Source organism: Chryseobacterium vietnamense, from assembly GCF_031454475.1.
Lineage (GTDB): Bacteria > Bacteroidota > Bacteroidia > Flavobacteriales > Weeksellaceae > Chryseobacterium > Chryseobacterium vietnamense.
Genome location: NZ_JAVDQX010000001.1, coordinates 1,412,457 through 1,427,089 on the forward strand (window position 1 = coordinate 1,412,457; position 14,633 = coordinate 1,427,089).

13 protein-coding genes and 1 pseudogene are annotated in these 14,633 nt (G+C 36.6%); 9 read left to right on the forward strand and 5 right to left on the reverse strand.

The features are described from left to right. Positions 1-7: 7 nt before the first annotated feature. From J2786_RS06280 to J2786_RS06315, 8 genes are all read left to right on the forward strand, one after another. Complete coding sequence (locus tag J2786_RS06280) at positions 8-1,651, forward strand: glycoside hydrolase family 43 protein (RefSeq protein ID WP_047430151.1); 1,644 nt, start codon at positions 8-10, stop codon at positions 1,649-1,651. A 120-nt stretch (positions 1,652-1,771) separates the two neighbouring features. Then, entirely contained in the window at positions 1,772-2,617 is an 846-nt protein-coding gene (locus J2786_RS06285) for a rhamnogalacturonan acetylesterase (RefSeq protein WP_047430148.1), read from the forward strand. A gap of 1 nt (position 2,618) precedes the next feature. Further along, entirely contained in the window at positions 2,619-4,286 is a 1,668-nt protein-coding gene (locus tag J2786_RS06290) for a glycoside hydrolase family 28 protein (protein ID WP_047430145.1), read from the forward strand. 23 nt (positions 4,287-4,309) lie between these two features. Next, positions 4,310-5,221 (forward strand): alpha/beta hydrolase, encoded by a 912-nt coding sequence (locus J2786_RS06295; protein ID WP_052186955.1) that lies wholly within the window; start codon positions 4,310-4,312, stop codon positions 5,219-5,221. A gap of 31 nt (positions 5,222-5,252) precedes the next feature. Next, on the forward strand, positions 5,253-6,218 hold the full coding sequence (locus J2786_RS06300; RefSeq protein ID WP_047430142.1) for a pectinesterase family protein: 966 nt from the start codon (positions 5,253-5,255) through the stop codon (positions 6,216-6,218). Between the two features lie 207 nt (positions 6,219-6,425). Then, entirely contained in the window at positions 6,426-7,160 is a 735-nt protein-coding gene (locus tag J2786_RS06305; protein WP_047430139.1) for a rhamnogalacturonan acetylesterase, read from the forward strand. A gap of 348 nt (positions 7,161-7,508) precedes the next feature. Beyond that, positions 7,509-7,847: a cupin domain-containing protein gene (locus J2786_RS06310; protein ID WP_047430136.1), complete on the forward strand. Its 339-nt coding sequence runs from the start codon at positions 7,509-7,511 to the stop codon at positions 7,845-7,847. A gap of 241 nt (positions 7,848-8,088) precedes the next feature. After that, positions 8,089-9,195 (forward strand): pectate lyase family protein, encoded by a 1,107-nt coding sequence (locus J2786_RS06315; RefSeq protein WP_047430133.1) that lies wholly within the window; start codon positions 8,089-8,091, stop codon positions 9,193-9,195. A gap of 150 nt (positions 9,196-9,345) precedes the next feature. Here J2786_RS06315 and pelA read toward each other — a convergent pair whose 3' ends face one another. The 3 genes from pelA to J2786_RS06330 all read right to left on the reverse strand — a co-directional run bounded on the left by pelA (position 9,346) and on the right by J2786_RS06330 (position 12,627). Continuing rightward, positions 9,346-10,365, reverse strand: a complete 1,020-nt coding sequence (pelA, locus tag J2786_RS06320; RefSeq protein WP_047430130.1) for a pectate lyase — start codon at positions 10,363-10,365, stop codon at positions 9,346-9,348. 29 nt (positions 10,366-10,394) lie between these two features. Then, complete coding sequence (locus J2786_RS06325; protein WP_047430127.1) at positions 10,395-11,573, reverse strand: BT3233 family polysaccharide utilization protein; 1,179 nt, start codon at positions 11,571-11,573, stop codon at positions 10,395-10,397. 736 nt (positions 11,574-12,309) lie between these two features. Beyond that, positions 12,310-12,627: a terpene synthase family protein gene (locus J2786_RS06330; protein WP_047430125.1), complete on the reverse strand. Its 318-nt coding sequence runs from the start codon at positions 12,625-12,627 to the stop codon at positions 12,310-12,312. 370 nt (positions 12,628-12,997) lie between these two features. On the opposite strand from J2786_RS06330, the pseudogene J2786_RS06335 reads away from it, so the two are divergent. Next, positions 12,998-13,440 (forward strand): annotated as a pseudogene (locus J2786_RS06335) (JAB domain-containing protein). A gap of 154 nt (positions 13,441-13,594) precedes the next feature. Here the strand turns inward: J2786_RS06335 and J2786_RS06340 are convergent. After that, the gene (locus J2786_RS06340) at positions 13,595-14,059 is read right to left on the reverse strand and encodes a DUF3872 domain-containing protein (protein ID WP_142016275.1); all 465 of its coding nucleotides are present in this window, start codon (positions 14,057-14,059) and stop codon (positions 13,595-13,597) included. A 12-nt stretch (positions 14,060-14,071) separates the two neighbouring features. Beyond that, positions 14,072-14,632, reverse strand: a complete 561-nt coding sequence (locus tag J2786_RS06345) for a conjugal transfer protein TraO (protein ID WP_142016277.1) — start codon at positions 14,630-14,632, stop codon at positions 14,072-14,074. Position 14,633: the final 1 nt, after the last annotated feature.

Consider the following 14,633-nt stretch of genomic DNA (forward strand, 5'->3'; position numbering starts at 1 on the left):
CGATTGTATGAAGACAAAAAGTGTTTTAAATATCATTACCCTTACAGCCTTTTCGGCAGCTTCTACCTATCTTCAGGCACAGGAAAAAAAATATGTTTCCGAAGTATGGACTGCTGATCAGGGGAAAAACTACAGAAATCCTATTTTATATGCAGATTATTCAGATCCGGACATTATCCGGGTAGAGAATGATTATTATATGACGGCCTCCAGTTTCAACGAAGCTCCCGGATTGCCTGTTCTTCACTCCAAAGATATGATCAACTGGAAACTGGTTAATTATGCAATCCAGGATATCTTGCCACCCGAACACTTTTCAACACCCAAAAGAGGTGATGGCGTTTGGGCACCCAGCCTCAGATTTCATAAAGGAGAATTTTATATTTACTGGGGAGATCCGGATTTCGGAATTTATATGGTAAAAACTAAAGACCCTCTGGGAATCTGGGAGAAACCGGTTTTGGTGATGGAAGGAAAAGGTTTGATTGATTCCTGTCCTTTCTGGGATGAAGACGGAAATGCCTATCTTATTCATGGCTGGGCCGGAAGCCGTGCCGGAGTCAAAAGTATGCTAACCCTCAATAAAATGAATCCGGAAGGAACAAAAGTACTCGATAAAGGAATTCACGTTTTTGATGGTCATGATGCTCATCCTACCATTGAAGGGCCTAAAATGTATAAAAGAAACGGCTATTATTATATTTTTGCCCCCGCAGGTGGTGTTGCAACAGGCTGGCAGCTTGCGCTGAGATCAAAAAATATATATGGCCCTTACGAAGAAAAAATTGTTCTGGAGCAGGGCTCAACAACCATCAACGGACCTCATCAGGGAGCATGGGTAGATACCCCTTCCGGAGAAAACTGGTTCTATCACTTTCAGGATGTGGATGCGGGCGGAAGAATTGTTCACTTGCAGCCAATGAAATGGGAAAAAGACTGGCCCGTAGTGGGAACAGACTATAATAAAAACGGAATCGGAGAGCCTGTTGTAAGTTATAAAAAACCAGATGTTGGACAATTATATCCTGTTGTCACCCCTTCTGAGACCGATGAATTTGATGGGAAGAAATTAGGTTTACAATGGCAATGGAGCGCGAATGAAAATATTGTATGGTCTTCCAAACTTCCCGGACAGCAATTTTTAAGGTTATTCTCAATAAAAGTTCTTGAAGGTGAAAAAAACCTGTGGAATGTTCCGAATCTGTTAACCCAAAAATTCCCGGCTCCTAATTTTACTGCCACAACAAAGGTAAAATTAGTTCCCGAAGAAGCTAAGGATGGAAAAACTGCAGGATTACTGATTATGGGACTAGATCATGCATCACTGGTTATCACCAACAAACCTGACGGCTATTACCTACAACTAAGGAAAGCTGAAAAAGCAGACAAAGGCGGTGAGGAGAAAATACTCTGGGAAACTCAGTTAAAAAGCAATGAGGCTTATTTAAAAGTGAATGTAACCGAACCCAATGGATTGTGCCAGTTCAGTTACAGCGAAAACGGTAAAAATTTCATCAAAGCAGGTGACGTTTTCCAGGCAAAACCGGGAAAATGGATTGGAGCAAAAGTAGGGCTTTATAGCATCAGTACGCCAAAAGCACCCAGAGGAGGATATGCTGATTTTGATTGGTTCAGAATTACTAAAAAGTAAAATAATATTGGTAAATGTTAAGAGGCTAACGATAGCAAAAAGCACTGTTTTAAGATATTTATGCGCTTTAAATCAGAGAATAAAAACCTCGCGCCTTTGCGATTACCCAACAAAAAAGTCATGAATAAAAGAATATATAAACCCATTTTGTTTTTATTAAGTATCTTATTTCTGTCAGCATGCCAGTCACAGGATAAAGCACAAAAAACAGCAGTAAAAACAGATAGAAAAGTAACCCATATTTACCTCATCGGAGATTCCACAATGGCTGATTATACCGGAGATTATGATCCCGGAAAAGACTATATGAAAGTCCGGTATCCCATCACAGGCTGGGGACAGGTTTTTCAGCTTTTTTTTGTAAAAGACAGTATACAATCTCTGAAACCTGGGATCACAACAGATTCCGTAGCGGTTATTGACAGGGCTCATGGTGGAAGAAGCACACGAACTTTTTTTCAGGAAGGAAGATGGCGGTATGTCTATGAACATCTTCAGGCTGGTGATTATGTGATCATGCAGTTCGGGCATAATGACAGCTCAGAAAAGCATCCTGAACGCTATGTGAACATTCAGGGATATAAAGAATTTTTACGTTTATTCGTTTCTCAGACGAGACAGAAAGGAGGAAATCCCGTTATTGTAACTCCAGTTGCCAGAAATTATCCATGGAAAGACGGAAAACTGGAAAATGTACATGGAGATTACTGGCAGGCCCCGATTGATATTGCCAAGGAAATGAATGTTCCCTATATCGATCTTAATAGATTATCGATGGAATACTTTACAAAAAAAGGACAGGATTTTACAACCATTCATTATTTTATGAACCTTCCTGAGAACTTGTATGAAGCCTATCCAAAAGGACAGAAAGACAATACTCATTTTCAGCCTGAGGGAGCAAAAACAGTCGCCTCTTTAGTGTATCAGGAATTAAAAAAAATAATTAAAACTCAAAAAAAATAACATGAAGAAGTCACTTACAATGATCGGTTTAGCCACAGCAATAATGTTTTCGGGGCAAGTTTTTGCTCAGAATCTGGAGATTTACAAAAACATTGAGTTTACAATGCCTCAGGTTGCAGAAACCACTTTTCCTTCCAATACAGTTTCCATCGCACAATTTGGCGGAATCTCAGGTGGAAATGTAAAAAATACGGCAGCTTTCAAAAAAGCCATTGAAGACCTTAGTAAAAAAGGAGGTGGAAAACTGGTGGTACCAAGAGGAATGTGGTTAACAGGTCCTATTGAATTGAAAAGCAATGTCAATCTTCATGTAGAAGAAGGCGCATTTATTATTTTCAGTAAAGATAAAAATGATTATCCTTTGGTAGATGTAAGTTTTGAAGGATTAAATACCATCCGTTGCCAGTCTCCTATCTCCGCAAAAAATGTTACGAATATTGCCATTACAGGAAAAGGAGTCATTGATGGAAGCGGTGACGCATGGAGGGCTATCAAAAAAAGTAAAGTTGCAGAATCTGAATGGAAAGAAATCATAAAATCGGGTGGAATTCTATCTTCCGATGGCAAAACATGGTACCCTTCAGAAAGCTATAAAAAAGGATTTGAAAGCAGCTCAAGCTTTAATGTTCCTGATAAAATATCCAAAAACGAACTAACTACCGTAAAAGATTTTCTACGTCCGGTGATGGTAAGTCTGGTGGGTTGCGACAAAGTATTGTTAGATGGTTCTACTTTCCAGAATTCCCCGGCGTGGAACCTTCATCCGCTGATGTGCTCCAACCTGATCCTAAGAAATCTTACCGTAAGAAATCCATGGTTTTCACAAAATGGCGATGGTGTAGATCTGGAATCATGCAAAAATGTTCTGATCTATGACAATACATTTGATGTGGGTGATGATGCTATCTGTATCAAATCCGGAAAAAATGAGGATGGCAGAAAAAGAGGAATGCCTACAGAAAATGTAATCATCAAAAACAATGTAGTGTATCATGGCCATGGAGGATTTGTCGTGGGAAGTGAAATGTCCGGCGGAGCAAGAAACATTCATGTATCTGATTGTACTTTCATCGGAACAGACATCGGGCTTCGTTTTAAAACAACGCGTGGAAGAGGTGGAATTGTAGAAAATATTTATATTAAAAATATTGATATGATTAATATTCCTACCCAAACAATTGGTTTCAATATGTTTTATGAAGGTTCTTCTCCGGTTTTAGAAGACGGACAGAAGCAGGAAGGAAACAAGACCCCCGAAAAAGTGTATCCTGTAACAGATGAAACTCCGGTTTTCAGAAATATCTTCTTTAAAAACATCAATGCCGTTAATTCTTATGAAGCCATCACTCTATTGGGTCTGGCAGAAATGAACCTTAAAAATATTGTGATTGAAGATTCAAAATTTGATACCAAAAAAGCACTGACTATTGTTGATGCAGACGGAATTCAATTAAAAAATGTAACGTTGAAATACTCTGAAGGTACGGGAGCAACAGTTTACAACAGTAAAAATATTAACCTTGCTGATGTAAAATTTGAATCCCCAATCAAACCTTATATCAAAATTTTAGGAAACAAAACGGAAGCTGTTATTTTGCCAAAAGAAATGCGATCCGACAAAAATTTGCTTTCTATAGGAACAGAAGTACCTAAGAATGCAGTAAAATAATATAATTTGTAAGAATCCGGCTCATGATTTTTAACAAAAGACATACTTATATTTCTATTTCTATTTTATTCGTAGGGACGATGGCATTCGGGCAGATGAGACCGAATGCTTCTCCTTACACCAATGAAGGTACTTTTGAAAAGCTTAAAAAGAAATACAGCTTTATTACTCCTATTGACCGTCCGATACCCCAAAATATCAGAATTGATAAAGATGTTGAATATGGCACTGCTCATGGAATTTCTTTAAAAGCAGATGTTTACTACCCTGCTGATTCGTCAAAAAAACATGCAGGAATTGCTATGGTACATGGTGGAGGCTGGATTTCCGGAAGTAAGGAAAATGAAAAATACATGGCAATGGAGCTGGCATCAAAAGGTTTTGTGGTCATTGCTGTTGGTTATCGCCTTGCTGATATAGCCAAATATCCTGCAGGTATTGAAGATATTGAAGCGGCTATTCAATGGGGCAGAAAAAATCACAGACGATATGCTTTAGATCAAAATAAAATGGCAGTTTTAGGTGAGTCTGCCGGTGCACAGATGGCGACCCTGGTAGGCGTAAAAGCCAAAAACAAAATAAAGGCGATCATCAATATTGACGGAATTGTTTCGTTTATACATCCTGAAGCTGAAGAAAGTACGTATGCCTCTTACTGGCTGGCTGGTGACAGGGATATCAATCTCAAAAACTGGACGGAAGCCTCACCGTTGGAATATGTAAATCAACATACACCACCTACTCTTTTCATCAACAGTTCGCAGTCCAGATTCCATGCAGGAAGAGATGATATGATGAAGAAATTGCAGTCTTATGACATCCCTACTGAATTTTATGAAATCAAAGATTCTCCGCATTCATTCTGGTCGGCAGAACCATGGTTTACAGAAACTCTGAAGTATACTGTAGATTTTTTAAATAAGGTTTTAAAATAGCTTTTAATCTCAAACGGATCAAATAAATGGTATGAAAAAATTACTTTTAATTCTATTCATAACAGCAGCTCAACTGCTATGGGCAGGCGAACCATACATTACGATTACAGTTGATCAGAAAGGAAACGGAGATTTTACCTCCATTCAAAAAGCCATCAATTCTATAAGGGATCTGGGGCCTGCCGAGGCATTAATCAAAATAAAACCGGGGACCTATCATGAAAAGATAGAGATTCCCTCTTCGAAACATAAAATCACTCTGGAAGGTGAAAACAAAGAAAATACGATCATTACCTATAACGACTTCTCCGGAAAGCCAGATGTGTTCAATGAAAAGATGACGACGTTCAATTCATATACGGTATTGGTAATGTCGGATGATGTTAAAATTACTAATCTCACCATTCAAAACAGCTCATGCAACGAAGGGCAGGCTGTTGCTCTTCATGTAGAAGGTGATCGTTTTATCATGGTAAACGCTGCTATTTTGGGATGTCAGGATACTTTATATTCTGCGACCAATCACAGCAGGCAATATTTTAAAAACTGTTATATAGAAGGAACTACAGATTTTATTTTCGGACAGGCTACTGCCGTATTTAAAAACTGTACGATTAAAAGTCTCGCTGATTCTTATATCACTGCAGCCGCCACCGAAATTGACAGGAAATATGGTTTTATATTTTTTGACTGTCAACTGATTGCAAAAGATGGCATTTCCAAAGTTTTTCTGGGAAGACCTTGGAGACCATACGCAAAAACAGTGTTTATCAATACAGAAATGGGAAAACATATTCTTCCCGAGGGCTGGAACCCATGGAAAGGCGACAAAATGTTTCCTGATAAAGAAAAAACCGCCTACTATGCAGAATCCGGAAGTAAAGGGGAAGGTGGAAACACTTCAAAACGCATCAACTGGTCTCATCAACTCACCAAAAAAGATCTGAAAAATTACACCCTGGAAAAAATATTTGATGGCTGGAACCCAAAATATTGAATTGTTGAACAGACGCATAGGGGAAGATTAATCCAAGAAAATCAGAAACTTCCACCAGTTTTTATGATTGAAAATTTTATCGAAGATAAAATCATTGCGCCCTAAAACACTGTCTTTTAACTTCATTAGCTCCTTTGTGTTTTTCCAGCTTACTTGTCTGATGATGTAGAAATTATAACAAGACAAAAAAAATTATAAAAAACAACTATGTATAAAAAGCTTACCCTACTTCTTTTCTTCCTCTCAATCATGACGTGGGCACAACAACCTACCCTGTTTCTGATTGGTGATTCAACGATGGCCAATAAAGAAAATCCTGATAAAAACCCGGAACATGGCTGGGGACAGATGTTTCCCTCTCTGTTGACCTCCGGAATATCCGTTCAGAATCACGCCACCAACGGGAGAAGTTCAAAAAGCTTCAGAACGGAAGGAAGATGGAATAAAGTAATAAATCAGCTTAAGAAGGGAGATTTTGTCATTATTCAGTTTGGACACAACGATCAGAAAATTAATGACTCGACACGGTTTACCAATCCATATACTCAATACAGAGCCAACCTTGAAAGATATGTGAACGAAGCGAGATCTAAAGGTGCTATTCCCATTCTGATGACGTCTATTGCCAGAAGAAACTTTAATAAGAATGGTGTTTTGATGGATACACATAAAGAATATCCTTTGGTAGTAAAAATGGTTGCCAATGATCTTAAAGTTCCTTTTGTGGATTTACAATTATTATCAGAGCAACTGGAAATTTCTTATGGTCCGGAAAATTCAAAAAAGTTGCATCTGCATTATAAAAAAGGGGATGAAAATTATTATCCGGAAGGAAAAGATGATGATACTCATTTGTCAAAGCTGGGAGCTGAATCCGTTGCAAAACTGGCAGCGGCTTCATTGAAAAGTCTAAACACCGGATTAGAGAAATATATTAAATAAAAAAATTTACGATCTGTGCGGTTTGTCATTATGCACTAATCAGACAGCAATATTTTTTTATCAAGTAATACATGATGATAAAAACAAGAATTTAGATTCTTAGGAATGATAAGATGCATAGGTATGTATATGTAAGTATATATAAATATTAATTTGTTCCGCAATTAATACAGTGATACAAACTACTCGTTTAGACTATCCATAAATTTTGTAATTCCGAAGGAATTCGTACAGCAAAGATTTTTTTATTGGGTAATAAATAAAAAATTTAGATTTCTAGAAAATGACAGAGGGAACGCAAACAGTTCTCTGCAGATCTTACAAAATTTCAATTTAAAAAAGATAAAAATGGATTTAAAAAAAGAACCTTTCTTTAAAGGAGACTCTGAATGGGAAGATCTGGGAAACGGTGTTTCAAGACAGTTTGTGGGCTACAATGCTCAGGTAATGATGGTGATTGTCAAATTTACGAAAGGAGCAACCGGAGCATTACACCAGCATTTTCATTCTCAGATCACTTATGTTGCCTCCGGGAAGTTTGAGGTGACTGTTGACAATGAAACAAAAATTCTGCAGGAAGGTGATGGCTTTTTTGCACAGCCCAATGTTTTCCATGGGGTAAAATGCCTTGAGGAAGGAAAGCTGATTGATGCTTTTACACCTTTTAGAGAGGATTTTCTTATTTAGGAAGCCGGAAAAAGCAGATCTATTCTTCATTAGATTTGAACTCTATACTCCAATTATTGCCGCTTTATTTTAACATTTAATCAATTTCAATTTGTGAATTTAAATAAATAATAAAATGCAACCGATTAACCAAATAAAATATTTAACATTATAATTATATAAATATTAATATATCAAAATATAAAATAATTAAATATTAACTTCATAATTTTACTTCAGAACAAATCACAAAATATAAACTATGAAAACAAAGTTCAAAGCTGTCTTCTTTACAGCAGCTCTAAGTTCAACTTTTGCCCTTACCGGATGTGGTCACGAAGAAATCAATAATGACCTGGCAGAAAGCGAAATCAGTATTAAAAACAGTCTTACACAAAAGATTGTTCCTCTTGCCAATTGTGTGGCTCCCGGATGGGCTTCTGAAAACGGAGGTACTACCGGAGGAGGAACGGCTGCAGAGACTACTGTTTCCTCGTATGCCCAATTAAAGGCTGCTATTGAAAATACTGCTGTAAAAGTGATTAAAGTAACCGGAACCATTACCATCACTACACGTTTATCTCTCCAGGATCAGACCGGAAAAACAATTTACGGAACAACCGGGGCTAAATTAGTATCTACAAACCAGACGAAAGACGGCTCAGGAATTATCAATGTTAAAAGATGTAACAACATCATTATCAGAAACCTTATTTTTGAAGGTCCGGGAGCTTACGATACTGACGGCTGGGATAATGCCATTCTTGATGACTGCCGAAATGTATGGATAGACCACTGCGAATTCAGAGATGGTGTGGATGGAAATTTTGATATCAAAAACAAATCAGACTTTATTACAGTTTCCTACACCAAATTCCATTATCTGAAAGCTCCAAAACCGGGTGGTTCAGGCGGAACGGATGACCACAGATTTTCTAACCTCATCGGATCCAGTGATGGTGCTACTGCTGACGCCGGGAAGCTGAATGTAACCTTTGTTCGTTGCTGGTGGGCTCCGGGATGCAGAGAGCGTATGCCTAGAGTAAGATTTGGCAAAATCCATATCCTGAACAGTTATTTCAACAGTTCTGTAAGCAATAAATGTATTGCAGCAGGAGTACAGGCCAATATTCTCGTGGAAAGAAATGTCTTTGAAAACGTAAAAGAGCCTATTAATTTAATGAGCGGCTTTACAGCAGTAACGCAAACGGGAAGTAGTTTCATTAATGTTACAGGGAATATTAACGGAAGCGGAACAGCATTCACACCGCCATACAATATTGGAAAACTAAATGTTGCGGATGTGAAAGCAGATGTTACCGCTAATGCAGGTGCTACTTTAGGAGGAAATGTTTGTGACGCATTTTAAATCATAAATAACAGTAATACAAGGAGGGTGCCTCAGCAATGAGGTGCTCTCTTTTGTATTCCGGCCTTTCAGTATTCTATAAAGATTAGATAAAGCCTAAGGTTTTGATATAAAAAACGGACTAAAGCCCGCTCTTATTAATATCTGTTGTTATTCTATTATTTTATTTTTTTCAAGCCATTTCGGATATTCCTTAGCAAGCAGTTTTTCGGCAAAGTCTCCAAACCAGCTATATCCATTTCTCCTTTCTTCCGAAACTTCATTATAATTATACTTTACACTGCCATCCCGGTCTCCAAACAGAGGTTTGTTGGTATGAATATCATAGAATCTCGCCCAGATCACAGAATTTTTATCTTCTGCCAGTATTCTCACCGCTTTCCCGTTCTGTTTTGCTACATTATAACTGTACCCTTCAATTTTATTCTGCTTAAACCACTCTACTGCTGCTTTTATAGACTTTTCTATTTCAGGAGTCACTGGCTGCTGCATCAAAAACCTGATAATTCCTACCGATTCTCCCGTAGCTAATGAAACAGGCTCAAAAGCTCTTGCTTTATCCGGCTGCAAAGTAATTTCATTATACTGATCAGCCCAAATAGAAGAATTTCCCTTTTGAAGAACCTGAGTTTTTAAAATACATCCGATGCCCTTCTGAACTGCAATTTTTGATTTTTCTTTTAGAGAAGAAGAAACCACATCAAAACCATTCTTTCCTTCCGCTGCATTATACAGAACTGTCAAGGCATTGATCATCGCATTATCATTATAAGTCACCTGCTTTCTGTAGAGTCCTGTATTGGGATAATATTGTGGAAAACCTCCGTTATCATACTGCATAAGAAGAAGATAGCTGATTCCCTTTTCTGCAGCTTTTAAATATTCAGGATTTTTTGTAGTTGAATACGCTTTAATCAATCCATTGATTTCTCTGGAAGTTGCATTATTATCAATAGTTGCATGATCATCCCCCGTAGACTTTATCTTTCTCAAAAGATTTTTATCAACAGGCAGATTATAGTTTACCACTGACTTATCTTCCAGCTGTTTTCCCCAGCCGCCATTGGGAAGCTGATAGAAAAGCATTTTCTCTGCCAGTGTATCTTTCAACTGAGCAGAATAATTTACCGCCAGTAATCCTAATGTAAATGTGTATATTTTCAGATTCATTTTTTTATTATTTAAAAATTACAACTTCATTACTTTCCTATTTTCACCACCAATGGTTTTGCAATGATCTGAGCCTGCTTCTGAAGCATATTCTCCCAGTCTCTCTGTGTTTGCACCTGTCCGCTTTTCTGCCAGGCAAACCCTGCATAATATGTTAAGGTTTTATAAGGCTTTGTAATAACATATAGATGACTTTCATCAGGAATATCTGAGGTAAAAGCGATTGATTTTTCAACGATTTGCGGATTCACAACAATTCCTTCTCCCACAAAAGCATCGTCTATTTTTTCCCAATGAAGATAATATCCGTTTTGATTATTCAGTTGGGTTTTTCCTTCATTTTTATGCAACGTAATTCCAATAGTATAGTTCGGAACAGGTTTTTCTGATTCAAAAACAGATTCAAACTTTGAAAAGTTGGAAGCCAGATCCAGTGAAATTCTTTTGGTTTCTTTTACTCCAAATTCACTCCATGGCTGATAAGTCAATTCTAAAACTGTTCTTAAAGGACCTTCAGCAATTGTTCTGGAGGCAACAAAGTTTTGGGAAACCTGAAGTTTTTCATTTTTCCAGATTCCAATCCCGCCTGTTCCTCTGCTGTTTCCTACATGGTAAGGATCATAACCTTCCCCTCTTGTATCTTTATGATAATACATAGGATCTGTAAGATACCCTTTGTACCATGTATTGATAACAGGCTTATCTGTTCTTTTCAACCAGATGTCAACACCACTTGAAAGCGTACTACTTTTAACTCCCTTTAAAGCTTCCTGCTGGCCTTTCGGACCATAGACCCTGAAAGCAATTTTATCATTTTCCCAGGCATAATCATCTACCCTTTCCGGGACTAATCTCGAATAGGTAGAAATCCCGCTTTCCGGGATTTGAGCGCTCCCATCCGCAACAATAGTGTATACATTGGTCTTTCCTCCGTCAATATTTACCAGAAGAAGTAATTCTTCATTTTTCCCATCAGCATCATAATCTATCCATTGAATAGGCAGCCATTTTCCTTTTGCATCTTTTATTCTAAGCTCTTCCTCACTGTTTTTATGTAAAAATGACCGCAGCATAGTTCTGGGAATTGACACTACTTCATTTCTGGAAAAATCCAAAGAATTAACAACTTTTACAGATCTTTGAGCATATAAAAAACATGAAAAAATGCAATCGATTGCGCAAATTAATTTAAAACTTATTTTATTCATAGATAGAGGTCTACAGTTTTACCAAAAATAGAAAATATTTTCAATATGGAGACCATAAACTTAGAGTTTCACATACTCTATTATAACTTATTGGTTGGAAACAATAATTATCTTCATTTCATCCATCGTAATCCTGTAAATAAAGATAAACCAAATCACGTATAATATTCTGATATTAATTTATTTTTTCAAAAATACTGAACATCGTTTCTTTGTCTAGAATTTCCATATTATTTGTTGAGAGTAACGCGAAGTGTAGTAAGCTTTTACTTTCACATTATTATTGAGGTCTTACAATTGTCACCTTCTCGTTTCTATCATTTCAGGAAATTATTAATTTTGAAAAAATGAACATCAGATAATATAATAACCTCTGAAAAGCTATTATTTTAAGTATTTTTATCAGGTCAAAAAAAACAGATCCTGCTTGACATATCTCAAATCAAAAATTTATATATTCTCAATTAAAAAACTTGAAATTCATATTAACTTTTCAGTGTATAATTAAAGTCTTGAACGCTCTTTAGATAAATTTTCATCTGCCTCTGATTCTTTCAAATATCGGATCTTCCTATTTTCGTTACAATATCTGATGGAACCTTTTTGAATATACCTGAAATAACAAACTTCAACAGGATACTGTATTTCCAATCGGTCGAACTCCTCTTCCAGATCAGCTGAGTATTGATAGAATAAAGAGACAACTCTATCGATCGCTATCTGCTCATCACAAATTTCAATTTTGAATAATTTTTACAACATGAGCGTAAGCTTTAATTTCCTTCTTTTTAGCCTTATACGAATACAAATCGAGAAGCAAGCCTATTGTATAACCTGATATTTTAAAAGCTTTTTCAAATGAACCACTATAATATGATGACGCAGGCAGATCATCATGAAGATACCACAATAACGAAAATATTACGGGCATTGCAACATCATAAGCCCTGCAATCAAGATATTCTTCAAGAGAAGGCTCCAACTTTTGCACCTCGATAGTACGCTGCATCAGAACATTATCCAGATATTTCACATTTACAGGGATGGATAGCATAATTTATATTTTTTTTCATAAAAAATCGGTAAAAAGGCAGCTAAGGTATTGTTGCCAGCCATCGTCTGTGCCGTCAAAAGACTACGGCATAAACGGTTTCCTCCCTAAAGGTACCCTCCAATTATTCCGTTTCCTTTTGACTTTTTTCATTGTCAACACTTCATATCTGCTTTCTTTTTTCCGGTTTTCTTTTGAAAAAATATTGATTAAAGCCCAACAAAGGTTTGGAGAGAAAAGGAAGGAGGGAAGATCGAAGAGCTTTTGACCTAATAAAACAGGTACGCAGCAGTTCAATCGTGTTTTATTAAATAAATGCTGTTTAACTTAAGTACGGGAAATACAAGGCTCTGCCGTGCTCAGAGCAATAACAATGAAATTTAATATAGTGAATGAGATCAAATTGATCTATACAAGAAAAGGAAATACTGAAAAAGAAGTACTGAACTCACAGGATGCTACAAATATTTTCCGGGAACATTTTGATGCAGATCAGATTGATTATAGAGAGTCATTTTATTCAATGTATATGAATCAGGCCAATAAGGTCTTAGGAATACAAAAAATATCAGAATCCGGGATTACCTCTTCTCTGGTTGATATAAGAATTATTATGCAGGGTGCTTTATTATGTAATGCCGTGTCATTTATTATACTCATAACCACCCTTCCGGTAATCTGACACCTTCTCGTGAGGACATAAACATTACACAGAAAATAAAAGAAGCCGCCCAACTATTAAATATTAATTTACTGGATCATTGTATAATAACCTCAATGGACTCCTTCTCTTTCGCAGATGAAGGGATATTATAGACTCTTTATGTTCTTAAAAATAAGAATTCAGACCGATAATCGGCCTGGATTCTTGTGGCGCCGCGAAAAAGTGATTGCCCTTCAATGGTCAACCATCTTTTCGCAAGTATTAAAGCATAATTTTAATTCTCCCCTTTTATCAAAAATTTATCAGCTAAAGACGCTTGATTTGTTCTTCTATTTTTCTGTTGTTAAACTGAAATTCAATTTTCTTCTCATTTCCAAAACTATCATAGATCCATACCGTAAATGATTGTGAAACTTCCGAGGTTGAAGTATAATACAATCTGAACTCTTTCTCATAAAGAGGATAGCTATCATTAGGAAAATAGGGCTGTGTATTATAATACTGAAGCTTTCCTGTTCCTTCAAACTGAAAATACCTAAGATAATACTTTGTGTCAGAAAAATTACCTTCAGGAAGTATTGTAATACGTATCTCCACATACTCATCTTTAGCTATGTCCTTAGGAACCGGCATAACCGACACCTCAAAAGGAAAATTCTGCCGAATTTCTAAATCATCCTTCTGGCATGATTGTACAAGTAATCCGATCATATAGAGTATTAAGGAAAACTTGAATAGCGTTTTAATTTTAATATTAATTAAATTTTTCATTTTATATTATTTTTAAAAATTATATCTTATTCCAAAACCCAACAGAGGGTAAAACTGATCCATTTGACTATTTTTCAAAAAGCGCAGCTGCCCGCTGACTAGAAATACACAATGTTCCGTCAGATAGCTTTCAAGCGACAACTTACCACCCGCACCATAAATAAATTGATCTGCAGAGCCAAGTATTGAGCCATCGTAAATTAATTCATTACCCCTATTAACCTGCTCATAACCAACCAGCACGCCAATTCCTAGATTAAGATTGACATTTCGTATGAAATCTCCCCATACATAAAAACTGTAGCCACCGCCCAGCAGAAATGTATCTATCGGAATAGCATAATTGGTATATTTATAATTTTTCCTGCTATATTCTGCCAGACCAAAAAAGTAATTTCCATTCTTTACGTAAGAAACAAACCCCGTACTTATCAGATAATTTTGCTTTTCGGGAGATTTGGGAAATACTGAATAAGAAAGTTCAACACCGGTTTGTCCGGGAATCATCTGCTGGGCAAAAGATTTTACGTTCATTGTACTCATGAAAAGCATTGCTATCAATAATTTGTTCATC

Coding starts and splice junctions, on each gene's coding strand:
- J2786_RS06305 (WP_047430139.1), top strand. CDS start 6,426: ATGTATAAAAAGCTTACCCTACTTCTTTTCTTCCTCTCAATCATGACG.
- J2786_RS06345 (WP_142016277.1), bottom strand. CDS start 14,632: ATGAACAAATTATTGATAGCAATGCTTTTCATGAGTACAATGAACGTA.
- pelA (WP_047430130.1), bottom strand. CDS start 10,365: ATGAATCTGAAAATATACACATTTACATTAGGATTACTGGCGGTAAAT.
- J2786_RS06295 (WP_052186955.1), top strand. CDS start 4,310: ATGATTTTTAACAAAAGACATACTTATATTTCTATTTCTATTTTATTC.
- J2786_RS06280 (WP_047430151.1), top strand. CDS start 8: ATGAAGACAAAAAGTGTTTTAAATATCATTACCCTTACAGCCTTTTCG.
- J2786_RS06325 (WP_047430127.1), bottom strand. CDS start 11,573: ATGAATAAAATAAGTTTTAAATTAATTTGCGCAATCGATTGCATTTTT.
- J2786_RS06310 (WP_047430136.1), top strand. CDS start 7,509: ATGGATTTAAAAAAAGAACCTTTCTTTAAAGGAGACTCTGAATGGGAA.
- J2786_RS06290 (WP_047430145.1), top strand. CDS start 2,619: ATGAAGAAGTCACTTACAATGATCGGTTTAGCCACAGCAATAATGTTT.
- J2786_RS06340 (WP_142016275.1), bottom strand. CDS start 14,059: ATGAAAAATTTAATTAATATTAAAATTAAAACGCTATTCAAGTTTTCC.
- J2786_RS06315 (WP_047430133.1), top strand. CDS start 8,089: ATGAAAACAAAGTTCAAAGCTGTCTTCTTTACAGCAGCTCTAAGTTCA.
- J2786_RS06300 (WP_047430142.1), top strand. CDS start 5,253: ATGAAAAAATTACTTTTAATTCTATTCATAACAGCAGCTCAACTGCTA.
- J2786_RS06285 (WP_047430148.1), top strand. CDS start 1,772: ATGAATAAAAGAATATATAAACCCATTTTGTTTTTATTAAGTATCTTA.
- J2786_RS06330 (WP_047430125.1), bottom strand. CDS start 12,627: ATGCTATCCATCCCTGTAAATGTGAAATATCTGGATAATGTTCTGATG.